This is a genomic window from Methylacidimicrobium tartarophylax, from assembly GCF_902143375.2.
Taxonomy (GTDB): domain Bacteria; phylum Verrucomicrobiota; class Verrucomicrobiia; order Methylacidiphilales; family Methylacidiphilaceae; genus Methylacidimicrobium; species Methylacidimicrobium tartarophylax.
The window spans coordinates 13,259-36,381 of the sequence record NZ_CABFVA020000021.1 but is presented as its reverse complement, the minus strand read 5'-3'; the positions used below and the strand labels follow the sequence as shown (position 1 = coordinate 36,381).

Sequence of the window (23,123 nt, the reverse complement as noted above, 5' to 3'; positions counted from 1 at the left end):
TCGGCCCTGCTGGAATCTTCCGTAAGAATCGCAATCTTTCGGCGGACTGTCGCGCTCGGGACCAAGGGTGACGGTCGCGGAATGAGTGGCCAGGGAATGGCGAGGTAGTCCGATCGGCTGAACGAGGCGGGCGGGGGCGACGAAAAAGGGAGGGGTAGGGAAGTGATGCGGAGGATTAAGGCAAGATACTGGTGGCTCATAGCGAGCGTTGCCATAGTAGGTATTTTGTTCCTTTTTCAATTCATAAAACCGGGCGGAATTGTCGCTTCGTTAAGCGCCATTATCTTTACATTCTTTGTATTCTTTGCCTTTTTGTATTCTCTTTTGCAAGCGTTGGTATATATAATATATGGTCATGACTTGGAAATAGCGGGATCCAAGGAAAGGATTGAGGAGAGGTGCGGGAAATTACGTAAGGATTTTAGCATTCCATTTTCAATAGTAACGACCGCGCTGGCGGTGCTCGGATGTTTTGTGCGCTCTGTCTGGTCTGCAGACCATGGAATATCCTTCGCTACAACGAATGTGACCCAGAATCTTGCTATTATCAGCATAGCGACTGGTCCGTTCATTGCTGGCTTCATCGCTTTGCGATATATGACTTGGATATACCTGCATGATAATTCTCTCATGCTGCTGAGAGATAACACGGATCCGATTGCTGAAATCGTAAAGGGAGTGAGAGGCTCGTTGCAGCTCTCGCGGCGCAGGTCCGCCAAAGGATCGGTGGAGGATGCGTGGAAGTGGGAGCGAGAGTTTCTGTGGCGTCAGTGGGGCAAGATTGTGTGGCAAGTTTTACTTCCCTCGATCTTTGTTTCCTTTTGTGCTACCTGGATATTAGGCACAATAATGTTCTCTAGATATGGGCAGTCTTCTCTGCCACTGGAGTTTTGGGGTTTCACGTTTGCATACTGTTGGAGTTTTGGTCTTCTCATTCCCATGTGTGTTGCCTATTTCCAAATGTTGGCGACAATTCCGGAGAGTCGATACTTGGTCATAGGCCAGTGGATATTCTTCGGTGTGTCGGTGTTGGTAGGTTGGACTACGGACTGGGGCCCTCCGATATGTGGTGCGATGCCGCAGCAATTTGGCGGGTTTCGACCTGAAGAGTGCATAATTTCCTGGAAAGAGGGAAAGCGGAAGGACGTGCTTCCTCCGGAATATTACACAAGAGCGGACGCTTCGGCGGGCTCTGAATCGAAAACCGCCCCAGATGGTGACGACAGCACAGCACCGCGGAAATGGAAAATCAAAGTGGTATATAAAACAGAGAAGTACCTCTTTCTCGCTCCGATGTGCGAAGAGAAGCAAAAGCTGCCCTGGGGCTGGCAAAGCGTCATGGTCAGCGCCGATGGACTAGAGAGTTTGCATCCATTCGTTCTCGAGCCGCGCCCCACAAGACATTGATCTGGAAGGCCGGTTCCTTACGTGGATCCGTTGTCTTCGGCCTCGCCCGCCTTGGGCTTGACCTGAACCTTTTCGTAGAAGATCCGGACTTCGCTCTCCTTTTTGCCGAGGAGCTGCTGGGCGCGGAGAAGGGCGTTCCGGGTCGAGAGGTTAGGGTGGACGCCGAAAAGGGGGAAAACATTGTCTCGTCCGAGCGTCTTGATCACTCCGGAACTGCGGAGGACCCGGATGATCGGCCTCGTGGCTCCGCTGATGAGGAGGTGGCGTCCGCTATCGTGCATCATGCGGGCAAGCTCCTCGAGGGCGAGGGCGCAGGTCGCATCGAGGTGATGGGCGTTGCGCATCCGCAGGATGACGACCCGGAGAGAGGGATCGAGGCAGATCCGGCGGATCTGTTCCCGGAAGAGGTCGGCGACGGCGAAGAAGAGCTCTCCCTCTACGTGGATGATGCAGATTTCCGGAAGGATACGCTCTTCGGAGCGGCCCTTTTCGCGCAATCCCTCTTCCTCGTCGTAGGTATATTCCACCAGCGAAGGTTGGCCCACCTGCTGCAGGAAGAGGAGAACGGAGACGCCGATGCCCAAGCCGATGGCAAAGTCGAGGGGAGTCAGGAGGGCGCTCAAGAAAGTGACCAGGAAGACGAGGCCGTCGGCTCGGGTCGTGGTCAGCGCGATATGGATGTCCCGCCAGTTGATCAGGGATAACCCCGTCAGCACGACCAGGGTGGCGAGCGCCGGCATGGGGATGTAGGCAAAGAGCGGGCCTGCCAGGAGGAGACCGCCCGCCAGCAGCAGACCGCTCCAGAGGTTCGCAAGAACGGTGGCGGGCTTGCTGATCCAGTTGAGGGCGGAGCGGGTGAGGGAGCCCGAAACGGGCATTCCCCCCAAGAACGCGCAAGCGACGTTGGCCGCACCCTGGGCAAACATCTCCCGGTTGGGGTCGATCGGTTCGCCGGAGCGGCTGGCGAGCGATTTGCCGATGCTCGTTCCTTCGACGGCGGCAAAGAAGGCGAGCGCCAAGGACGCGCTGGCGAGCTGCGAGAACCAGTGCCAGTGGAAGGAGGGCAGGGTGATCGGCCAGGAGCCGAAAGGGATGGGTTCGAGATAGTGGATCGGAAGGGAGACAAAACGGAGGGGAAGGGCGAGGACGGAGACGACGAGGAGAGAGATCGCGACGGCGGGAAGCTTCGGGAAAGCGGTCTTGAGCCACCACCAGACGAGGAGGGTGACAAGGCTCAGAAAGGCCGCCGGCCATTGGGTTTGACCCGCATGGCGGATCGTCTGGATCACGATGTCGGAAAAGGTCGAGACCTCCGGGATCGAGACGCCCAGCATATGGTGGGCCTGATTGGCGATGATCAAAAAGGCGGCGCCGGTGATGTAGCCGATCACGACGGTTCGGGAGACATATTGGGTGAGCGCGGCTGCGCGAAAGAGGGCACCGATCAGGAGGGCGAACCCGATCAGGAGCAGAAGCAAGCTCAAGGAGTGGCTCTTGTCGACTTCCCCTCCCATGTTCAGAAAGGAGCTGAAAACGAGGACCGCGGTCGCGTTGGTCGGGCCGAGCACGACGTAGCGGGAACTCTGGAAGAGCGGACCGATGATCGAGGCGACCGCGCAGGCGTAGATTCCGTATTGGATGGGCAGTCCCGCAATCAAGGCGTAAGCCATGCCCTGCGGAAAGGAGAGGAGGGCGACGTTGAACGCCGCGCTCAGGTCGGTGCGCAGCTTCGCGGGGGAGTAGGAGCGAAAGGTGGCCCGGAGCGGCCCGAGGTCCAAGTGAAGCTCGTTCCACTGATCGCGAAAATGGCGAGCCAGTCGGGCGGAGGCGGGCCTAAGGCTCTTCAGGAAGAGCCGGCGAGCAGTGTCTCCCAGTCGATTCCCTTTGTGCGGCTCCATTTCCGATAAGCCTCCGGCAAGATTTCCGACGGTTTGATTTCGCTTCGTCCTCCCCAGAAGATGTTCGAGTAGAGGACCGGGATTCCGCACTGGCGAAGGTGCGCGTCCATCGCGGCCTTGTGGAGCAGCAGCCGATCTTTTTCGCGGCCGTGCGCGACCGCCATCAAGTTGACGTTGCCGAACTCAGGGCCCGCCTCCCGCCAGTAGCAGTGGGTGAGGACCTCGAAACGGCCGATTTCTTCTCCCGCCTCCTTCTCCTTGCCGGGCGGGACCGCCCAGTGGAAGAGGCCGTTGAAGCGGGTGACCCGCTCGCCGGTCGTCAGGGGCTTCACATGCTCGAGGAAGGTCGAGAAGCGGCCGAGGATTCCCATGCGCTCGATCTCCCTCGCCACCCGGACGAACTCTTGCCGGGAGATTCCGATCGATCGGGCGCGGGCTTCCCACAAGCCCAAGGCGACTTCTTCCGGCTGCAGCTCTTCCTTGAGGGCGCCGAGAACCTTCCACTGCTCCGCGGAGAGCTGGCGCACCTCCACCGCATGCATCTGCGCCCGGCCCGCAGACATGGCGCCGATCTCGAGCGTCCGCCGACGGACGTGGCCCACGCCGAGGGTGAAGATTCCCTTGGCGCGGAGAATCCGATGGCGGACGGCGCCGATCTCCCCAGCCAGGTAGCGGCAATGGGCTTCCAGGGAAAACCCTTGCGGCACTTTGAGGGTGCTCCAGAGCCGAAAGGAGGAGCCCGCGCGGGCGGCATCGGTCGAGCGGAGGACTACATGGCCGCTGAAAGGGTCTTCGACGACGAGAAAGTCGAACGCGGGTCCCAGCTTCTCTTCCGGGATCTCCCAAGCAATCAGGGCGCCGGGGGCCAGATCGTTGGCGAGCAGGGTCTGCCGCACTCTGCGGATCGTGCCGTTCTCGAGCATCGCCCGGATGCGCGCCGTGACGGTCGCGACCGGAAGGCCCGAGAGCCGGGAGATCTCTTCCAAAGGCTCTTCTTGAAAGCCCGCCAGCTTATCCTCGGAGACGGAGAGGATGCGGGCGTTGATCGGATCGTCGGTGCCGACGGGAAGGGGCTCGCTCAGATCGATGGAGTTCATCCCCTTCTTTTTGGCAAAGAAAGAAGGCTCGCACAAAAGAAAAAGCCTCGCTGGAGGCCATCCTCTCTCCTGCGGCTTCTCGTTATGGGTTCTCGAATCGATCGAGGATCGCCTGGGCAAAGGCTTCCGTTCCCACGGTCTTTGCTCCGTCGGAGGCAATATCCGGGGTACGGAAACCGTCGCTGAGCGTGGCGCGGAAGGCGGCTTCGATCGCGAGTGCCGCCTTTTCTTCGCCTAAGCTGTAGCGCAAGAGCAGAGCGGCACAGAGGATCTCCGCGCTCGGGTTGGCGATTCCCTTTCCGGCGATGTCGGGAGCGGAGCCTCCGGCCGGCTCGTAGAGGCCGAACCGGGCCTTTCCCAAGGAAGCGCTCGGGAGCATGCCGAGTGAACCGCAGAGGGCGGCGGCTTCATCGCTCAAGATGTCTCCGAAGAGGTTTTCACAGAGGAGCACGTCGAACTGCCGGGGATTGCGCACCAGTTGCATGGCCGCGTTGTCGACGTAGAGAAAGCCCAACTGGACGTCGGTGTAGTCGGCGGCGATCCGGCGGATCGTTTTCCGCCAGAGGAGGCTCGACTCGAGCACGTTGGCCTTGTCGACGAGGGTGACGAACTTCTTTCTGGCTCGCGCGGCCTCGAAAGCGACGCGGGCGACCCGCTCGATCTCGGAGGTCTCGTAGACCAGGGTGTCGATCGCCCGCTCCCCGCGATCGGTCATCACGGTCCCTTTGGGCTGGCCGAAGTAGAGGCCTCCCGTCAGCTCCCGGACGACGAGCAGGTCGACGCCGCGAGCGATCTCGGTCTTGAGAGGCGAAGAGCTCAGAAGCTCCGGATAGCAGGAGATCGGACGGAGGTTGGCGTAGAGGCCGAAGGTGCGCCGCAGGGGCAGGAGAGCCGCGCGCTCGGGCTGCTTTTCGGGGGGGAGGGCTTCCCACCGGGGGCCACCTACCGCGCCGAAGAGAATCGCCTGGGAATGCCGGCAGACTGTGAGCGTCTCTTCGGGGAGGGCTCTGCCGGTGGCGTCGATCGCCGCCCCTCCCACCAGGGCTTCCTCGAGGTCGAGGTGAAAGCCGAACTTATGGGCGGCCGCCCTTAGGATCGGCAGCGTGGCTGCCATGGTCTCGGGCCCGATTCCATCTCCAGCGAGGACAGCGATTCGATAGGTATTCATGGAAGGGAAAATGGGGCAGGAGAAGGTACCCTTACGGGGTTGCAACCATGCCGGTCTTGCGAGCGTATTGGAAGAGGCCACCCGCCTCGATCACGGGCCTGACGTCTCCCAACGATTTGAGACGGTGCCGGACGCCTCCCGCCGAGATCGTTTCATTCAGGAGATCGACTTCGACGGGATCGCCGGTGCGGATCTGTTCGCAAAGGCGCTCGGCGCACTCGTAGGGGAAGAGAACCCCGGTCGAAACCGAATTCCGGAAAAAGATTCGGGCGTAGCTTTCGGCGATCACGATCCGGCAGCCTGCGGCGGCGAGTGCGATCGGCGCGTGCTCCCGGGAAGAGCCGCAACCGAAGTTGCGACCCGCAACGACGATCGGGTAGCCGGCCGTCTCCTCTCCCGGAGCGACGAAGCGCTTCGGGTAGAGAGCGTCGGGCAAACCGGAAAAGGCGTAGGAGCCGAGTTTACGGAGCTCGCCCGGCACCGTGGGCACCAACATGAGATATTGGGCCGGGATGATCTGATCGGTATCGATATTGTCGCCGACAACGTAGGCCGGGCCGGAAATCGTTGACACTGCTTGGTCTCGTTCGAGCTTTATCGCGGTCCCGCTCGGATGGCAATCGCAAAATCGCCCGCTGCCGTGGAAAAACCAGACGGGGCGGATTCCTTTTGAGCCGCAGCACCGGTAACGAGCGGGAATCCGCTCTTGGGTTTGCGGCCGGGGGGAGCGGAGCGCAAGGAGGAAAAGCGGAGCAAGACGCTGGACGGGCAGCCCTCCTTTTGCCATTTTCCTTCCGCGATGGCGTCGGAAAATCCAGAGCAGTTCCCGGGAGGCCGATGGAGGCGACGGCATCTCCTGGGCTTACAGGAGCTGGAGAAGGAGGAGATCCTTTTTCTGCTCGATGCCGCCGACGAGGTCGCGCGGCGCTTGGAGGCCGGACGGGAGCTGCCCTCGTTGCGGGGCCTCACGGCGGTCAATCTTTTCATCGAGCCAAGCACCCGCACGAGGGTCTCCTTCGAGCTTGCCGCCAAGCGGCTGGGGGCGAGCGTTCTCGAGATCGATCAGGAGTCGAGTTCGATCCGGAAAGGGGAAACCCTCAAAGACACGGCGCGGAACTTGGAGGCGATGGGTGCGGATTTCCTGGTGCTCCGCCATTCGGCGGCGGGGGCGCCGCATTTTCTGGCCGACCGGGTACGGTCGTCGGTGATCAACGCCGGCGACGGGGCGCACGAGCATCCGACGCAGGGTCTGCTCGACCTTCTGACGATCCGGCGCCGCCTCGGGAGGATTGACGGGGTCCGGGTCGCGATTGTCGGGGATATTCTCCATAGTCGCGTGGCCCGTTCCGACATCTGGGGTTTGCGCAAGCTCGGCGCGGAGGTCACCCTGGTCGGCCCTCGGACGCTTCTCCCGGAGGTCTTTGCACGGTTCGGGGTGAGGCTGAGCAACGAGCTCGAGCCGATCCTGCCCTGGGCGCAGGTGATGATCCTGCTGCGCATCCAGCATGAGCGGCAGCGGGAGGGGATGTTTCCGTCGCTCGGAGAATATGTCTCCCTCTACGGGCTGAGCGATGCCCGGCTGCGCCGTTGCCCTCCGGAGATCCTCCTGATGCACCCGGGACCGGTCGAGCGCGGGGTCGAGATCGAGAGCGAGCTTGCCGATGGGCCCAGCTCGGTCATCCTAGACCAGGTCACCAGCGGGGTCGCGGTGCGAATGGCGGTGTTTTCGGAGTTGGCTCGGTTCCATCGGCGGGATAGGGAAGGGATGTGAGCGGCTTCTACCGTCTTTCGGGCGGGCGCATCCTCGATCCGAGCTGTGGCCGGGATGAGGTAGGCGATCTTTTCGTCGCTGATGGCCGGTTCGTCGATCCCGCTTCCCTCCCGGCGGAAACGAGTTGGGAGTGGATCGACGCCTCCGGCCGGATCGTCGCCCCGGGCCTGATCGATGCCCATGTCCATCTGCGGGAGCCGGGAGAGCCGCAGAAGGAGACGATTGCTTCCGGGACGCATGCCGCGGCGGCCGGAGGCTTTACGGCCGTGGTGGCGATGCCGAACACCCGGCCTCCGGCCGATCAGCCCAATACGATCGGCTGGATTCGGGAACGGGCACGGGAGCACGGGATCGTGCGGGTCTATCCGACGGGCTGTCTTTCCGAAGGACGGAAAGGGGAGAAGCTCGCGCCGCTCGCTTCCCTTCGCGCGGCGGGGGTGGTGGCCTTGACCGACGATGGGAGTTGTATCCAGGACGCGGGCCTCATGCGCCGGGTCATGGAGTATGCCGCCATGCTCGATCTTCCGATCTTGGAGCACTGCGAGGCGAGCAGTGTCTCGGCCGGAGGGGTGGCGCACGAGGGCTACTGGAGTACGGTCTTGGGCCTCCGCGGCTGGCCGAGCCTGGCGGAAGAGATTATCGTGAGCCGGGACATTCTCCTGGCGGAGCTCACGGGAGCCCGGCTCCATTGCCAGCATCTTTCGAGTGCCGGCTCGGTCCGGCTTGTCCGGGAAGCGAAGCGTCGCGGTGTCCGCGTCACGGCCGAAGTAACCCCGCACCATCTCGCCCTGACCGACGAGGCTCTCGCCGACTATGACACGAGTTTCAAGATGAATCCTCCACTAGGCTCCGAAGCCGACCGGGAGGCGTTGCGGGAAGGGATCGTCGATGGCACGATTGATTTCATCGCAAGCGACCATGCCCCCCACTGCTCCTTCGAAAAGGAGGTGGAGTTCGACCGTGCCCCCTTTGGGGTCGTCGGACTGGAAACGATGCTGGCGGTGGCTGCCGAGACCCTCGTGAAGACGAAGCTGCTCGACTGGCCGGGGCTGGTCGCCCGGCTGAGCACGATTCCCGCGCGCATCCTGGGCGTGCCGGGGGGAAGCCTTGCGGCCGGGGCCCCCGCCGACCTGGCCGTCATTGATCCGAATCTGCAATGGACCGTGAATCCAGAGGCGTTCCTTTCCCGCAGCCGAAACACGCCATTTGCCGGATGGGAGGTGCAAGGAAGGGTCATGCTGACGATGGTGGGAGGGAAGATCGTATGGCGTCTGTAAGGGAGAAGGAAGCCGTGCTCGTCCTGGAGGACGGGGAGTGCTTTCGTGGGCGTGCGGTGGGGAGTCGGGGAACCGTCGTGGGAGAGGTCTGCTTCAATACCGCGATGGCGGGTTATCAGGAGGTGCTGACCGATCCCTCCTACCGGGGGCAACTGGTGGCCATGACCTTTCCGGAGATCGGCAACTACGGGGTCAACCCGCTCGACGACCAGTCTTCCCGCGTGCAGGTGGCGGGCTTTTTGATGCGGGAGCTTTCGGAGAGAGCCAGCAGTTGGCGGGCGACCGGCACCCTTCGGGAATACCTGACCAAGGCCGGGGTGGTCGCGCTCGATGGCATCGACACGCGGCGCTTGACCCTTCGGCTGCGGGAGCAGGGCGTCTGCCGCGGGGTCCTCTCGACCGAGCCGATCGAGGTCGCGGAGGCGGTGGCCATGGCGAAGGGGTGGAGCTACGGAGGGCGCGATTTCGTGAAGGAGGTGACCTGTCTCGAGTCCTATGCTTGGGAGGGCCGGCAGGCGGCGGACGATCCCTGGGAAAAGGAGGAGGGGCAGGCGGAGCGGGTCGGGACGCGGCTGCCGCTCCGGTTGGCGGCTTTCGATTTCGGGGTCAAGTATGCGACCCTACGGCTGCTCCGGCGGGCGGGCTTCGCGGTGCGCGTGGTGCCGGCGGGAACGCAGCCCGAGGAGATCCTCGCCTCCGGAGTGGACGCCGTCTTTCTTTCCAACGGCCCCGGCGACCCTGCCGCTCTCCCTTCGCTCCACCGGACGGTCCGGGAGCTGGTCGGAAAGAAGCCGATTTTCGGGATTTGCCTCGGCCACCAGCTTCTTGCTTTTGCGCTCGGAGGGAGGACCTTCAAGTTGAAGTTCGGCCATCGCGGGGCCAATCATCCGGTCGCCGAACTCGTGACAAAAAGGGTGAAAATTACTTCGCAGAACCACGGCTACGCGGTGGATCCGGAGTCTCTGCCCCCCGGGGTGCGCGTGCGGGAGGTGAGCCTCAACGACGGAACCTGCGAGGCAATGGCGCACGAAGAGTTGCCGATCTTTTCGGTGCAATATCATCCCGAGGCGGCACCCGGCCCCAATGACGGCCTCGACTGGTTTCCGCTCTTCCGAAAGATGGCGGAAAGCGGTCTCCCTCTTGCCGAGGAAAGTCGTTCATGAAGAAGTCGGGGTTGGGGAGCCATTCCGGCCGGGAGCTCACGCGTGAGGAGGTCGAAGGAGCGGTCGCCTGCTTGCTGGACGAAACGGTCGCGGAGGAGGAGAAGGTTGCTTTCCTCCTCGACCTGGAAGAGCGGGGCGCCACGAGCCGGGAAGCGGCCTTTTTCGCGGAGGCCTTCCGAGGGCGCTCCGTTCCGTTGGGGTTTTCCGGTCACTGGGAGGGAAGACCCCTGGTGGACTGCTGCGGGACCGGTGGAGGCGGGCTCAACCTCTGCAACATTTCGACCGGGACCATGTTCGTGCTCGCCGCGGCGGGCATTCCGGTGGTGAAGCATGGCAACCGAGGGGTGAGCAAGATTTCGGGGAGTGGGGACGTCCTGGAAGCGATGGGCATCCCGATCCGGCTCTCCCCGCCGGCGGCGGAGCGCTCCCTGCGGGAGTTGGGGATGGTCTATTTGCATGCCCCGGATTATCATCCGGCCTTTGCGACCCTGGGTCCCCTGCGCAAGAAGCTGGCGGCACGGGGGAGGAGGACGATCTTTCATCTGCTTGGCCCGCTGCTCAACCCGGCTCGTCCCTCCGCTCAGATCGTGGGGGTTTTTCTCCGAGGGCATCTCGCCTTTTTCGAGGAAGCGCTTCTGCTCGGCGGCTGCCGGAGGCCGGTGGTGCTCTTCGGAACGGATGGGAACGGGCGGGCTCTCGGGGAACTCGGCCTGGAAGGGGAGGCGGTGATCCAGGGGCTCGATCTGCCTGAGGCAAAGCAGGTCCTGGCAGAGTTTGCGCAACGCCGGGGATACTCGGGCGGCCGCCTCGAGGAGGCCCTGGTCACCTCCGCCCGGGAGAGTGCGGCCCGGCTGCGGGCGGTCTTCGCGGGTCAAGAGAAGGGACTGGTTCGGGCGCTGTTGGCGGTGAACGCGGCCGTGGGGCTGGTCGCCTGCGGTCAGCCCGCCTCTTTCGCGGAGGCGCTGGAGATGGTCGAAGATCTCCTCGATCGAGGCCTCGTGGCGGAGAGGCTTTGCATGGCGGAACGACTGGCGCCCGAGCTCAAACGCGCTTCCGCTTCCTGGGCTCTCTCATGACGGGAGAGCGAACGATTCCGGAAGACGGGATGAGAGCGAGGACCGGTTTCCGGCGGAGGAGTGCGTTAGGCTGTCTCGCCATCCTGTTGGGGTTTTGCCCGCCTCTCGGTAGGGCCGAGGCCCCGGCCGACGAGCCGGCCGTCCAAGTCGTCCAAAAAGTGCTTCCCGCCGTGGCGAACATCAACGCCGAACGAGTCGTGCGTCGCCAGATGCGGGATCCCTTCGATCTCTTTTTCGGCCGCTATTACTCCTATTCGGAGCGGGTGCGCAGCCTCGGATCGGGAGTGGTCGTCGCCCCCGGAGGCTTCGTGATCACCTGCGCGCATGTCGTCGAACGGGCGGTCAACCGCGCGGTCAAGGTGAGTCTCTCCCAAGGGAGCGATTGGCAAGCCAAGGTCCTCTTTGAGGATCCAGTGCAGGATCTCGCCCTTCTCAAGGTGGAGGCGTCGAAACCTCTCCCCTGGTTCGATATCCAGCGGCTCTCCCCCAACCTCTTGGGTCAGACCGTGATCGTGCTAGGGAACCCGGTCGGCTACCAGAACAGCGTCTCCAAGGGGATCTTGAGCGCGAAAGGGAGAGCGATCGAGACGGGGGAGGGTCGAATTGAAGGACTGTTGCAGACCGACGCCGCCATCAACCCGGGCAACAGCGGAGGGCCTCTGGTGGACCTTGCGGGCACCTTCGTTGGCTTGAGCTCGGCCAAGTTCAGCGGGGAGGCGATCGAAGGGATCGGCTTTGCGATTCCCGGAGACCGGGTTCTTGCTTGGTATCGGAAGGCGAGAGAGAACTCGCAAGACGGTCGAAAAGGGGAGTCGGCGACGCTCGCGGATTTCCTGCTCAAGCGGTTCGGCATCGTCGCTCAGGAACTGACGGAGGATCTGGCCGCCTCGTTCCGAGTCGCCCCGGGGAGCGGCCTTCTGATCGGCTCGGTGGAGCGCGGGAGCCCGGCCGCCACCGTCGGGATCCAGGCGGGGATGATCCTGGCGGCTATCGGAAACTTTCCCCTGTCCGACCTGGGAGAACTCCCGCCCGAACTCGCTCGGATCGGCGCGGGCACGAAGGCCGCCTTGACCATTACCCTGGTGGAGCAGCGGGGGCCGATTCTTTTCCAGCGAACGCAGACCGTAGAAGTTGTTGCGCGGTAGCCTATGGTGCGAAAGAGCTTAAGGAGGAGTCGGCAGAGGAAGGCCGAACGCTCGCCCCTTGTGTGAGTCCGCGCGATTGCATAGAGTCTTTATGATGTTCAAGAAGATCTTGGAGATGCTCTTCGGCTCGAAGGACCGGAGGGAAGTGGCGCGGATCTGGCCACGGGTGGGGGAAATCAATCGTTTCGAGGAGCAGTTGCGCTCCTTATCTGACGAGGAGCTTCAGCAGAAGACGGTGGAATTCCGGAAGAGAATCGCCGCCGGGGAAGCGCTCGACCGCTTGTTGCCGGAAGCCTTCGCGGTCGTGAAGAACGCCTGTCGCCGCTTTGCGGAAGCACGGAGGATCATCCAAGTGCGGGGGCACAGTCTCCCTTGGGAGATGATCCCCTTCGACGTGCAGCTGATCGGAGGCGTGGTCCTGCACCAAGGCAAGATTGCGGAGATGTCGACCGGAGAGGGCAAAACCCTGGTCGCGACGCTTCCTGTCTACCTCAACGCCCTGACGGGGAAGGGTGTGCATGTCGTGACGGTCAATGACTACCTCGCGGCGCGGGATAGCGAGTGGATGGGCGAAATCTACCGCTTCCTCGGTCTGACGGTGGGCTGCCTGCAGCAGGGACAATCCTTCGAGGAGCGTCGGCAGCAGTATGCCTGCGACATCGTCTACGGGACCAACAGCGAATTCGGCTTCGATTACCTTCGCGACAATAGTGTCGTGACGAGCCGGGACGAGAAGGTCCAGCGAGGGCACTCCTACGCCATCATCGACGAGGTCGACAGCATTCTGATCGACGAAGCCCGAACTCCGCTGATCATTTCGGGCCCCGCTACCGTCGCCTCGACCGGAGAGTATGAGCGATACCGAGGTCCCGTCACCCGGCTGGTGCAGCAGCAGTTGATCGAGTGCGCCCGGTTGGCGGAAGAAGCGCAAAAAGCTCTCGCTGAAGGGCGCCCCCGCGAGGAGATCGGACGGATCCTTTTTAAGACCAAACTCGGGATGCCGCGCAACAAGCAGCTTCTCAAGCTCCTGGAAGAGGGGGAGGCCCGCCGGATGATGGAGGATGCGGAGCTGGCGCTCTATCAGGATTCTCGCCGCATCGAGCTTTACCAGATCAAGGAAGAGCTGCTCTTCGCGATCGACGAAAAGAACCATGAGGCCGACTTGAGCGAGCGGGGCCGGAAGTTCCTGAGCCCCGATGATCCCGATTATTTTGCGCCACCCGACCTCGCCGTGCTTTTCGACGAGATCGGGAAGGACACTGCCCTGAGCGGGGAGGAGAAGGAGAAGAAGCGCCAGGAGGCCCAGAAGCGGTACGAAGAGGCGAGCGAGCGGATCCACACGATCGCGCAGCTCCTGCGCGGGTACTGCCTTTACGAGAAGGATGTCCACTATGTCGTCCAGGACAACAAGGTGGTCATCGTCGACGAATATACCGGGAGGCTCATGCCCGGCCGCCGTTGGAGCGACGGGCTCCACCAGGCGATCGAGGCGAAAGAGGGAGTGCAGATCGACCGGGAGACGCAGACCCTGGCGACGATCACGATTCAAAACTACTTTCGGCTCTATGCGAAGCTTGCCGGCATGACCGGAACGGCGGCGACGGAAGCCAACGAACTCCACGATATCTACAAACTCGATGTGGTGGCGATCCCGACGAACCGGCCCTGTGTTCGTAAGGACGTGGACGACAGCATCTTCAAGACGAGGAGGGCGAAATACCATGCCATCGTGGAGAAGATCCGGGAGCTCCATGCGAAGGGAGAGCCGGTCCTGGTGGGAACGATCTCCGTGGAGTCGTCCGAGCTCTTGAGCCGGATGCTCAAGCGGGAGGGGATTCCCCACAGCGTCCTCAACGCCAAGTTTCACCAGCAGGAGGCGGAGATCGTCGCGCGCGCGGGGTTGCGGGGGATGGTGACGATTGCCACGAACATGGCGGGAAGAGGAACCGACATCAAGCTGGGGGAGGGGGTCAACGATGTGGGGGGGCTCTTTGTGCTGGGAACGGAACGTCACGAGGCGCGGCGGATCGACCTCCAGCTCCGAGGACGTTGCGCCCGGCAGGGAGATCCCGGCATGTCCAAGTTCTTCATCTCCCTGGAAGATGATCTCATGCGCAATTTCGGCGATTCGCGTCGGATTGCGGGCTTGCTGACTCGCTTGGGGATGAAGGAGGACGAAGAGCTCGAGCATCCCTGGCTCACGAAGGCGGTCGCAACCGCTCAAAAGCGGGTCGAGCAGCGCAACTACGGCATTCGCAAGCACACCCTGCAGTACGACGATGTAATGAACCTGCAGCGCGAGGTGATCTACACCTTCCGCGATCAGATCCTGGAGGCCGAGGATCCGCGAAAGGAACTCTTCGACGTTCTCGACGAAGTCGTGCGGGAGGAAGCGCAGGCCCGGCTCCAAGGTGGGGAGGGCGAGATCGAGGGGCTGCTCGGTTGGGTGAATACGAACTTCCCGGTGGGGATGCATAAGGAGGATTTGGGCGACGGCGAGCCTGAGGCCGCCGCCGAAAAGATCCTCTCGCGCGTGCGGCAGGCCTACGAATTAAAGGTGAAGTACGAAGAGCCGGCCTCTCTCCAAGAACTGGAGCGGATTACGGCGCTCTCCGCGATCGACCGTCTCTGGCAGGAGCATCTCTATGCGATGGACGGGTTGCGCGGCGGGATCGGGCTGCGCGCGTACGGCCAGAAAGATCCGCTCATCGAATACAAGCAGGAAGCCTATGCTCTCTTTCAGGACCTGATGGGAAGGATCAAGCGGGAGATTGTCCAAAACCTCTTCCGGTCGGCGTCGAGCGTTCTCGCCTTCGAGCGCTTCCTTTCTTCCCTGCCGCAGCAACTGGTTCGGCCCGAGCTTTCGAATGGCGATGCGGCGGTCGCTCCCGAAACGAAGCTCGCAGGAGAGGAGGCGGAGCGTGGATCCCACGACCACTCGATCATGCCGATCAGCCGAACCGGCCCCAAGATGGGGCGAAACGATCCCTGTCCGCTCGATCCCACCAAGAAGTTCAAGAATTGCTGCGGCGCCTTGGGAGAGAAGACCTGCATCAAGGTCTCTCTTCTTGGAGGGCAACCATTTTCTACGCCGCCGGCAAAGGGCGAGAGGAAGAAGCCCTGATCGCTCCCGATCGAGGATGGCGGAGAGTGGCGGATGACCGTGGAACTGGTAAGCACCGGGACCGAGCTTCTACTGGGCGAGGTAACGGAGGCGCACCTTGCTCTGGTCGGGAGAGAGCTTCGGACTTTGGGAATGCGACTGGAGCGGCAGACGATTGTCCCCGATGGGGTCGTCGTCCGACGCATCCTGGAAGAAGCGTTGTTCCGCTCGGATCTGGTGGTCGTCACCGGCGGCCTTGGCCCCACCTCCGATGACAATACCCGGGAGGCCGCCGCCGAGGCGATCGGCCGGGGGCTGGAATTTCGGGAAGACGTATTTTTACGGATCAGCTCCTTTTGCGCTGCCAAGGGCATCCGAGCGGTCCCGGATGGGATCCGACGGCAGGCGATGGTGCCGAAAGGGGCCCAGGTCTTGTGGAATTCGGTCGGAACCGCACCGGGTCTGTTTATCCAGAAGGGCAGGCTGGCGATGTTCCTACTTCCCGGACCTCCTCGGGAGTTCGTTCCGATGTGGCGCGCAGCGGTCGTCCCCTGGCTTCGCGCCCGAGCTGAGGGACAAAAGTTTCTCTGGCGTTCCTGGTGGATCGTCGGCTTGACGGAATGGGAAGTGCAGAAGCAGTTGGAGGAAGAACTTCGCGGCTTGGGCATCAAGGAGATCGGTTATTGCGACCGGCTGGGAGAGGTGGAGATGCGCGTCGGAAGCGCGGAGCCCTCCCTCCTGGAGCGGGCGGAGGCTCTGGTGAAGGCACGTCTGGGCACGGCCCTCTTCGGAGAAAACGAGGCCACCTTGGAGGCAGCCGTCGTCGAGTTGGCGTCCCGGCTGGGAAAAACCATCGCCACGGCGGAATCGTGCACGGGCGGGCTCGTCAGCCATCGGCTGACCGATGTGCCGGGAAGCTCCGCCGCCTTCACTTTCGGCTGGATCGTTTATGCGAACGAGGCAAAAGTAGAGGAACTGGGCGTGGCTCCGGAGCTGCTCACGGCCCACGGGGCGGTGAGCGCCGAGGTGGCGGAGGCGATGGCGAGCGGGGCCGTGCGGCGGAGCGCGGCCGACCTTGCCATTGCAGTGACCGGGGTCGCCGGACCTTCAGGAGGCACTCCCGAAAAGCCGGTCGGCTTGGTCTGGTTCGGGTTGGCGGCCAAGGGAAGGGTCACCTCGTTCCGGAAAACCTTTCCGGGGGATCGGAGCATGGTGAAGCGGCTCGCCTCTCAGGCAGCGCTCAACGCCCTGCGCCTCTCTCTCCTGGCCGAGAGTGAGCTTGCGAAGTGATGAAATTAAGAGTTGTTTTGTAAAACCAACTTTTTTTAAAAAGAGCGCCGTGGCTGCGATTATCTTGAATCTGTTTCGCGTCCATTTTCCCGACGTCTCCCGCGCCGATCCGGATGGCTTGGTGGCCGTAGGGGGAGACCTTTCCGTGAACCGTCTGCTTGCCGGATACCGGTCGGGCATTTTTCCATGGACGGATCGGCCATTGACTTGGTGGTCGCCGGACCCCCGCGCGATTTTCGAGATGGATCGTTTCCACGTCCCTAGGCGGCTCTCGCAGAAGCTTCGGCAGGGGAAGTTTGCGTATACGGTCAATCGGGCTTTCCCGGAAGTGATTCGCGGCTGCGCCCGACCCTCGGTCGGCCGCGAGCATACGTGGATCAGCCCCCGATTCATCAAGGCGTATTGCGAACTCTATCGGCATGGCTACGCGCATAGCGTCGAGGTATGGCGGGACGGCGAGCTTGTCGGGGGACTCTATGGAGTCGCGATCGGAGGCTTTTTTGCCGGCGAATCGATGTTTCATCTCGTTCCCGACGCCTCGAAAGCAGCGCTGGTCTTCACGATGGATCGTCTGATCGAGCGCGGTTTCCTGCTCTTCGACACACAGGTGGCCACGCCGACTACCCGCCAAATGGGTGCAGTCGACATCACGCGAAACGAGTACCTCGAGCGGCTTCCCGAAGCTCTGGCCTGCCCGGCTTCCTTTGTCTAGCTTGCCCGTCTCCCAAGCGTTCTTCTGCTAACGACAGGCCGTGTCGGTCACGAGTCGGCCCTTTCGGAAACCGACTTTGTCCCGGGTTTCGATTCGTCCGCCGCTTGGCCGCAGATTTCCAGGTCGGTACGCGGTCGGCCGCAGCAATCGTGGAGGAGATAGCCGATCAACTGGTCGATGGTCCTGAAATTGGCGGAATAGATCACGAGCTTGCCCCGCTTTTTCGAGCGCGCAAGCCGCGCATGCTTCAAGTGCTGGAGGTGAAAGGAGAGCGTGGCGAGCGGGATTTTGAGCCGCGCGGCGATCTCTCCGGCCGGTATCCCGGCGGGGCCCGCCTGAATCAGCAGCCGGAAGACATCGAGCCGGGTCTCCTGCCCGAGGGCTCCGAGCACCCCGACCGCTTGACGAGCTCTCATAGTTCTAGTATTGTAAAAGCGTGACAAAAAGCGGTATTGGCTTCCTGTTGCTCTATAAACGATTATGAAAGCAAGGTCAAGCAGACGTCTCGCTTTCTTCGAGCGATATCTCTCCCTGTGGGTGGCGGCTTGCATGTTCCTCGGCGTGGGACTCGGAAAGCTCTTTCCCGGCATGACCCACCTCTTGAGCGGCATGGAGTGGGGGAAGAGCCATGTCAATATTCCGATCGCGGTGCTCATCTGGCTGATGATCTTTCCGATGATGCTCAAGATCGACTTCGGCGGTCTGCGCGGCGTCGCCCGTCGGCCGAAGGGGCTTGCCGTGACGCTGTTCGTCAATTGGCTTGTCAAGCCGTTTAGCATGGCTCTTTTCGGATCCCTCTTCGTCGTGGGGCTCTTTTCCTCGACTCTCCACTGGATCGACCCGGCCACGGCCCATAACTATCTGGCGGGCCTGATCATCCTGGCGGCGGCTCCTTGTACGGCGATGGTCTTCGTCTGGAGCTACCTGGTCGAAGGGGATGCGGCCTACACTTTGGCGCAGGTGGCGATCAACGATCTGATCATGACCTTCGCCTTCGCCCCGATCGTCATGTTGCTCGTCGGGGTGAGCGGGATCGTGGTTCCCAAAGAGGTGATGCTCACCTCCGTCGTGGCCTTTATCGTGATTCCGCTGGCTGCGGGCTGGATCAGCCGCAGTCTCGTCATTCGGCTGAGGGGCTCCGCTTGGTTCGAGAGTACGTTCCTTCCGCTCTTCAAGCCGGTAACGACCATTGCCCTCTTGGCGACTCTGGTGATGATTTTTGCCTTCCAGGCGGAGAACTTGCTCACGAACTGGGTTGCCGTGGGCCTTTTGGCAATTCCAATCTTGATCCAGGTTTATGCTAACTCGGGGCTCACCTACCTGCTCATGCGCTGGTTTCGCGTCCCGCACCCTGTCGCCTCTCCCGGAGCTCTGATCGGGGCGAGCAACTTCTTCGAGCTTGCCGTGGCGGTCGCGATCACGCTCTTTGGTCCGACTTCCCCGGCAGCGCTAGCGACAGTGGTCGGGGTCCTGGTCGAGGTGCCGGTCATGCTTTCGGTCTGCCACCTCTGTGTAGGCACTAAGGGCTGGTACGAAGCAACCGGATTGGATTTCTTCGACACGGAATCGATTCCGCGGGGAATCGAGTCTGACGATTCTTGGAAAAATAGAGAAAGAAAGGAAGAAAGATGACAACGATCGAGATTTTTGAACCACCTCTCTGTTGCAGCACGGGCGTTTGCGGGACCGAAGTTGACCAGGAGCTCGTCGATTTCGCCGCCGACGTGGAGTGGGCGAAGCAGACGGGCACGACGATTCGGCGGTGGAACCTTGCGCAACAACCTCTCGCCTTTGCCGAGAACGCCATCGTGAAGGCTTTCCTCGAGCGCTCCGGCCAGGAGGCTCTTCCCCTGGTCCTGGTGGGAGGCGAAGTGGCGTTGGCCGGACGGTATCCCCGCCGAGCCGAACTCGCCCGCTGGGCGGGCCTGGAGCAAGAGGGGGCCGAGTCCGACGGAGATTGCTGTTCCGGCAACTGCTGCTGCTAAGGAACGGAGCCCGGATGCACTTCCTGGATCGGCCGCCGCGCTTCCTTTTTTTTACAGGAAAGGGTGGGGTCGGCAAGACGTCCCTTGCCTGCGCCGCGGCGGTGCATCTCGCAAGCAAAGGCAAGCGGGTGCTGCTGGTCAGCACCGACCCGGCTTCGAATGTGGGGCAGGTCTTCGGATTCCCGATCGGTCATCGAATTGCGGCCCTTCCCGACGTGCCCAACCTGTCCGCCCTCGAAATCGACCCGCAGGCGGCGGCCCAAGCCTACCGGGATCGGATCGTCGGCCCCGTCCGCGGTCGCCTGCCGGAAGCGGTCGTCCATGGAATCGAGGAGCAGCTTTCCGGAGCCTGCACGACGGAGATCGCCGCCTTCGACGAATTTACCGAGCTGCTGCTCGATTCCTCGTTGACGGCAGGTTTCGATCATATCGTCTTCGACACCGCCCCTACAGGACACACGATTCGCTTGCTGCAGCTGCCCGGCGCATGGAGCGGATTTCTCGAGGCGGGGAAGGGTGACGTTTCCTGCCTGGGCCCGGTGGCGGGGCTGGAGAAACAGCGCTCCCAGTACAAGGCCGCGGTCGATGCGTTGGCCGATCCCGCTCGTACCCGCCTGATCCTGGTCGCTCGCGCGCAAGCGGCCGCGCTGCGAGAGGTCGCTCGCACTCACGAAGAGCTGGCGGCGATCGGCTTGTCGCAACAGGTCCTCGTCCTCAACGGCGTCTTTCCCTCGGACGAAGCGGAGGGGGATCCGCTCGCCTCGTCCATTTGGCGGCGGGAGCAGGACGCTCTTCAGGCCCTTCCGGCCGCGCTCCGGAGGCTGCCCCGTGACGACATTCCGCTTAAGCCGTTCAACCTCGTAGGACTCGATGCCTTGCGCCGACTGCTGCGTGACGATGGAGGCAGGCAGGAGCCGCCGGAGGCCTCCTCCGCGCTCCCCCGGAGCGGTTCCGCGCTCTCCTCGCTGGCGGACGAAATTGCCTCGCAGGGGCGAGGTCTGGTGCTGTTGATGGGCAAGGGCGGAGTCGGCAAGACCACGCTTGCGGCCGCATTGGCCGTCACGTTGGCGGACCGGGGCTTGCCGGTGCACTTGACCACCTCCGATCCGGCAGCCCATCTGGCAGAGACGCTCGAAGGCTCTCTCGCCCGCCTGACGGTGAGCCGGATCGATCCCCAAGAAGAGACTGCGCGCTATCGCCGCCATGTGTTGGAAACCAGAGGCGCCCATCTCGATGCCGCCGGAAGAGCCCTGCTGGAAGAGGACTTACGCTCACCTTGCACGGAGGAGATCGCCGTCTTTCACGCCTTCTCCCGCATCCTCCGGGAGGCGGAGACCAAGTTCGTGATCCTGGACACCGCGCCGACCGGCCACACCCTTCTTTTGCTCGATGCCGCCGGGGCCTATCATCGCGAGGTTTCGCGGCAGATGGACAAGAGAGGCGTACGCGACGCGACTCCGATGATGCGGCTCCAAGACACGAAGGAGACCAAGGTGCTGATTGTCACGCTGGCGGAAACTACCCCGGTCTTGGAGGCCGCCGGCCTGCAGGCCGACCTTCGCCGTGCGGGAATCGAGCCCTGGGCTTGGGTCGTGAATGGCAGCATGGCGGCATCGAATCCGCGGTCTGCCTTGTTGCAGCGGCGGGCGCGCAACGAATGGCGCGAGATCGAGGCTGTGGCCGCCGATCATGCGAAGCGCTTCGCTCTGGTTCCGCTCTTGGCGTACGAGCCTGTCGGCCCCGACCGCCTAAGAGAGCTGGTGGGATAGGCGGGCTAGGAAGCTAATCTGTGGAGCTCCTGCTCGAGCCGAAGTCGATCGAAAAAGTTTTCGAGCGGGAGGGCAAGCAGGCGGCGAAAACGCTCCTCAAGCGCTTGCGCGACGTCCCGAAACGCCTTTTCCTTCTCCTCGGCCGTACCTTCGACGGCTGCTGGATCGGGAAACGGCCAGTGGGCACGGGCGGCCGGGTAGGGCCAGACGGGGCAGTGGGCCGCCGCGCTGTCGCAAAGGGTCACTACGGCGGCGAAGGGTTCATGGGGAAGCTCGTCGATCCGCTTGCTCCGCGCGGCGGAGGCATCGATGCCGTAAGTGTTTTGGAGCACGGAAAGGGCATGGGGGTTGACTCGGCCCGTTGGGTGGGAGCCGGCGCTTTCGACTCGGAAGCGGTCTCCGGCGAGGGAGCGAAAGAGAAATTCCGCGAGAACGCTCCGGGCCGAATTGCCGGTACAGAGGAAAAGAAAGGCTGGCTTGGTTGCGGAGCTCGACATTTTCGTTTGCATGAGGGCCTTGAACGGTGCTCTTCCCGACAAAGGATTTGCTTGTTCCGGGCCGCAATGACAAGGCAAAGTTTTGGCTCCGAAAATGGGAGCTGAACAGAGGGAATTACACGATCCGGAGGAGGAGAGTCCTTTTTCCGAGAGCTACGTCGGGGGAAATGGTGCGCCGGGCAAGAACCAGAGACGGAGCAACGGCAACGGGGCTTTGGGGCAAAGCGGGCGCGACCGCTTTTTCGCCATCAGTGGGGCCATCTGCCACCGAGTCCTCCGCAGAAGTGCGCGAATCTCGATCGAAGGGTTGGAGCGGATCCCCAAGAGCGGCGGCTGTCTTTTGGTCTGCAACCACATCAGCCATTTCGATCCGATCCTCCTGGGGATGGAATCTCCGCGCCCGATCGACTATGTGGCGGATGGAAAGCTCTTCAACGACCTGGTTCTCTCGCAGATCCTGGGGGCGCTCAATGTGATCCCCGTCGATCGGAACCGGCAGGATCCGCGGGCCGCGAAGACAGCCGTCGGGCGGCTCAAACAGGGAAGGATCGTCGGTCTCTTCCCCGAACGGGGCATTCGCCATGGAAAGGCTTCGATCTTGCTCGGAGCCCGGCTCAACCCGAGCGCTGCGGCACTGGCGCGGATGGCAAACGCTCCCGTTTTGCCTGCCGTGGTCGTAGGCTCCGACCGGCTCTATCAACTCCGTTCCTGGCGGCGGCCGCCGCGAGTCTTCGTTTCGTTCGGGGAACTCCTCACCTTGGCTCCCGGAGAAGGGCGCGGCAGCTTTACCGAACGGATCCACGAGCGGCTGCTCTCTCTCTTCGAGAGCCTCGTCAAACGCTACGAGATTGATCCGATCGATTTTCCCCATTCTGCACAGGAGCGGTGGAAGGAAGAAGGGCGCGCGCGGAAATAGCAGCCTTGGCTCGGCGGGAGGCGAGAGCGCCTGCGCGAACATCGGCGGACGGCCGGTTGGCGGCGAGTAAGCCGAGCGCGGCATCGATTGCCTCCATGTGCGCTTTTACGCGCAAGCCGACATCGAACTCGGAGGGGGTTTCGATCGTGAACACCCGCCGACAGCCGTGGAAGTGGAGATGGGCGGCTTCGGGCAATCCAATCTTCTCGAACCACTTTTTTCGCAGGGGCCGGACGAGGATTCCGTTGCGATGCTTGCGCCCTTCGATCCGGTCCCGGGGATCAACCGGACACCAGGAGCTCACCCGGGAGAGAATCTCCTCCCCGAAACCGACTTCGCCGCTTGGGCCTGTCTCGTAGAGGTAGATGCCGCAGGCATCGTAGTCCTCGTGAAGGAGGAGGGCTAGGTCGAACGGACCTCGGCGGTCGTAGAGGGTGCAGAGTTCCCGGATCAGCGGCAGGTCGCTCTGTTGAAAGGAACGATTGAGGTCGAGGCCATCCTCATTGAGACGCGAGTTATGGCGTAGCCCCCAAGGGTTGAGCAGCGGAACGAGGGTAAAGGTGAATTCGGCGGTCCAGTGCGGCTTTTGCTCGAAGTAGGAGAGCAGGGCTTCGACTCCAGCCGGCTCGTCTCCATGGATCCCCGCCGAAAGGAAGACATGGGGCTTTCTCTTCCGGTCGCCCCGCTCCGGGGAGCAGAGCACCTCCACGGGGTCGTTCCGGATCCGGAGAAGGATGGCCCGCCTCCATCCCAGCAGCCGACCAAGAGCAATCGCGCGCCTGTGGATGTTGGCTGGGTCGTGAACGGCATGAATCATCTACAGATGAAAATGGGAGGGAGCGGGGGAAA

Annotated in this window: 20 protein-coding genes; 13 read left to right on the top strand and 7 right to left on the bottom strand. The window is 62.5% G+C overall.

Going from position 1 to position 23,123, the window contains the following annotated elements; genetic code table 11:
- Window positions 1-162: 162 nt before the first annotated feature.
- Window positions 163-1,407, top strand: a complete 1,245-nt coding sequence (locus MAMT_RS02990) for a hypothetical protein (RefSeq protein WP_178086881.1) — start codon at window positions 163-165, stop codon at window positions 1,405-1,407.
- Window positions 1,408-1,424: 17 nt separating this feature from the next.
- Here the strand turns inward: MAMT_RS02990 and MAMT_RS02985 are convergent, their stop codons facing one another.
- From MAMT_RS02985 to MAMT_RS02970, 4 genes are all read right to left on the bottom strand, one after another.
- The gene (locus MAMT_RS02985) at window positions 1,425-3,305 is read right to left on the bottom strand and encodes a SulP family inorganic anion transporter (RefSeq protein ID WP_142659511.1); all 1,881 of its coding nucleotides are present in this window, start codon (window positions 3,303-3,305) and stop codon (window positions 1,425-1,427) included.
- A complete protein-coding gene (locus MAMT_RS02980; protein ID WP_142659508.1) occupies window positions 3,251-4,402 on the bottom strand; it encodes an Lrp/AsnC family transcriptional regulator in 1,152 nt (383 codons plus the stop codon). The genes MAMT_RS02985 and MAMT_RS02980 overlap by 55 nt, the downstream gene beginning before the upstream one ends.
- A gap of 82 nt (window positions 4,403-4,484) precedes the next feature.
- Entirely contained in the window at window positions 4,485-5,570 is a 1,086-nt protein-coding gene (gene leuB, locus MAMT_RS02975; protein WP_142659506.1) for a 3-isopropylmalate dehydrogenase, read from the bottom strand.
- A gap of 31 nt (window positions 5,571-5,601) precedes the next feature.
- A complete protein-coding gene (locus tag MAMT_RS02970) occupies window positions 5,602-6,144 on the bottom strand; it encodes a LeuD/DmdB family oxidoreductase small subunit (RefSeq protein WP_142659504.1) in 543 nt (180 codons plus the stop codon).
- A gap of 225 nt (window positions 6,145-6,369) precedes the next feature.
- Between MAMT_RS02970 and MAMT_RS02965 the strand changes: the two genes are divergently transcribed.
- From MAMT_RS02965 to aat, 8 genes are all read left to right on the top strand, one after another.
- A complete protein-coding gene (locus MAMT_RS02965) occupies window positions 6,370-7,341 on the top strand; it encodes an aspartate carbamoyltransferase catalytic subunit (protein ID WP_142659562.1) in 972 nt (323 codons plus the stop codon).
- On the top strand, window positions 7,338-8,618 hold the full coding sequence (locus MAMT_RS02960) for a dihydroorotase (protein ID WP_142659502.1): 1,281 nt from the start codon (window positions 7,338-7,340) through the stop codon (window positions 8,616-8,618). Before MAMT_RS02965 ends, MAMT_RS02960 begins: the two co-directional genes overlap by 4 nt.
- Entirely contained in the window at window positions 8,606-9,781 is a 1,176-nt protein-coding gene (gene carA / locus MAMT_RS02955; RefSeq protein WP_142659500.1) for a glutamine-hydrolyzing carbamoyl-phosphate synthase small subunit, read from the top strand. Before MAMT_RS02960 ends, carA begins: the two co-directional genes overlap by 13 nt.
- Entirely contained in the window at window positions 9,778-10,857 is a 1,080-nt protein-coding gene (gene trpD / locus MAMT_RS02950) for an anthranilate phosphoribosyltransferase (protein ID WP_142659498.1), read from the top strand. The genes carA and trpD overlap by 4 nt, the downstream gene beginning before the upstream one ends.
- Before the next feature lie 29 nt (window positions 10,858-10,886).
- The gene (locus MAMT_RS02945; RefSeq protein WP_142659496.1) at window positions 10,887-12,002 is read left to right on the top strand and encodes a S1C family serine protease; all 1,116 of its coding nucleotides are present in this window, start codon (window positions 10,887-10,889) and stop codon (window positions 12,000-12,002) included.
- A gap of 94 nt (window positions 12,003-12,096) precedes the next feature.
- Window positions 12,097-15,126 (top strand): preprotein translocase subunit SecA, encoded by a 3,030-nt coding sequence (gene secA, locus MAMT_RS02940; protein ID WP_142659560.1) that lies wholly within the window; start codon window positions 12,097-12,099, stop codon window positions 15,124-15,126.
- 33 nt (window positions 15,127-15,159) lie between these two features.
- Window positions 15,160-16,395, top strand: a complete 1,236-nt coding sequence (locus MAMT_RS02935) for a competence/damage-inducible protein A (RefSeq protein ID WP_142659494.1) — start codon at window positions 15,160-15,162, stop codon at window positions 16,393-16,395.
- 49 nt (window positions 16,396-16,444) lie between these two features.
- A complete protein-coding gene (aat, locus tag MAMT_RS02930; RefSeq protein ID WP_142659491.1) occupies window positions 16,445-17,107 on the top strand; it encodes a leucyl/phenylalanyl-tRNA--protein transferase in 663 nt (220 codons plus the stop codon).
- Between the two features lie 47 nt (window positions 17,108-17,154).
- Here the strand turns inward: aat and MAMT_RS02925 are convergent, their stop codons facing one another.
- Complete coding sequence (locus MAMT_RS02925; protein WP_142659489.1) at window positions 17,155-17,523, bottom strand: ArsR/SmtB family transcription factor; 369 nt, start codon at window positions 17,521-17,523, stop codon at window positions 17,155-17,157.
- A 64-nt stretch (window positions 17,524-17,587) separates the two neighbouring features.
- Here MAMT_RS02925 and arsB point away from each other — a divergent pair, with 64 nt between their 5' ends.
- From arsB to arsA, 3 genes are read left to right on the top strand one after another with little or no spacing between them, the layout of a single operon-like run.
- Window positions 17,588-18,739, top strand: a complete 1,152-nt coding sequence (gene arsB, locus MAMT_RS02920) for an ACR3 family arsenite efflux transporter (protein WP_142659487.1) — start codon at window positions 17,588-17,590, stop codon at window positions 18,737-18,739.
- The gene (gene arsD, locus MAMT_RS02915) at window positions 18,736-19,092 is read left to right on the top strand and encodes an arsenite efflux transporter metallochaperone ArsD (RefSeq protein ID WP_142659485.1); all 357 of its coding nucleotides are present in this window, start codon (window positions 18,736-18,738) and stop codon (window positions 19,090-19,092) included. The genes arsB and arsD overlap by 4 nt, the downstream gene beginning before the upstream one ends.
- Before the next feature lie 14 nt (window positions 19,093-19,106).
- Complete coding sequence (gene arsA, locus MAMT_RS02910) at window positions 19,107-20,861, top strand: arsenical pump-driving ATPase (RefSeq protein WP_142659483.1); 1,755 nt, start codon at window positions 19,107-19,109, stop codon at window positions 20,859-20,861.
- A gap of 5 nt (window positions 20,862-20,866) precedes the next feature.
- Here arsA and MAMT_RS02905 read toward each other — a convergent pair whose 3' ends face one another.
- The gene (locus MAMT_RS02905) at window positions 20,867-21,358 is read right to left on the bottom strand and encodes an arsenate reductase ArsC (protein ID WP_142659481.1); all 492 of its coding nucleotides are present in this window, start codon (window positions 21,356-21,358) and stop codon (window positions 20,867-20,869) included.
- Window positions 21,359-21,452: 94 nt separating this feature from the next.
- On the opposite strand from MAMT_RS02905, the gene MAMT_RS02900 reads away from it, so the two are divergent.
- A complete protein-coding gene (locus MAMT_RS02900) occupies window positions 21,453-22,274 on the top strand; it encodes a lysophospholipid acyltransferase family protein (protein WP_142659479.1) in 822 nt (273 codons plus the stop codon).
- On the opposite strand, the gene MAMT_RS02895 is transcribed toward MAMT_RS02900, so the two are convergent.
- Window positions 22,192-23,091, bottom strand: a complete 900-nt coding sequence (locus MAMT_RS02895) for a M14 family metallopeptidase (RefSeq protein WP_246186493.1) — start codon at window positions 23,089-23,091, stop codon at window positions 22,192-22,194. The genes MAMT_RS02900 and MAMT_RS02895 overlap by 83 nt on opposite strands.
- Between the last annotated feature and the right edge of the window lie 32 nt (window positions 23,092-23,123).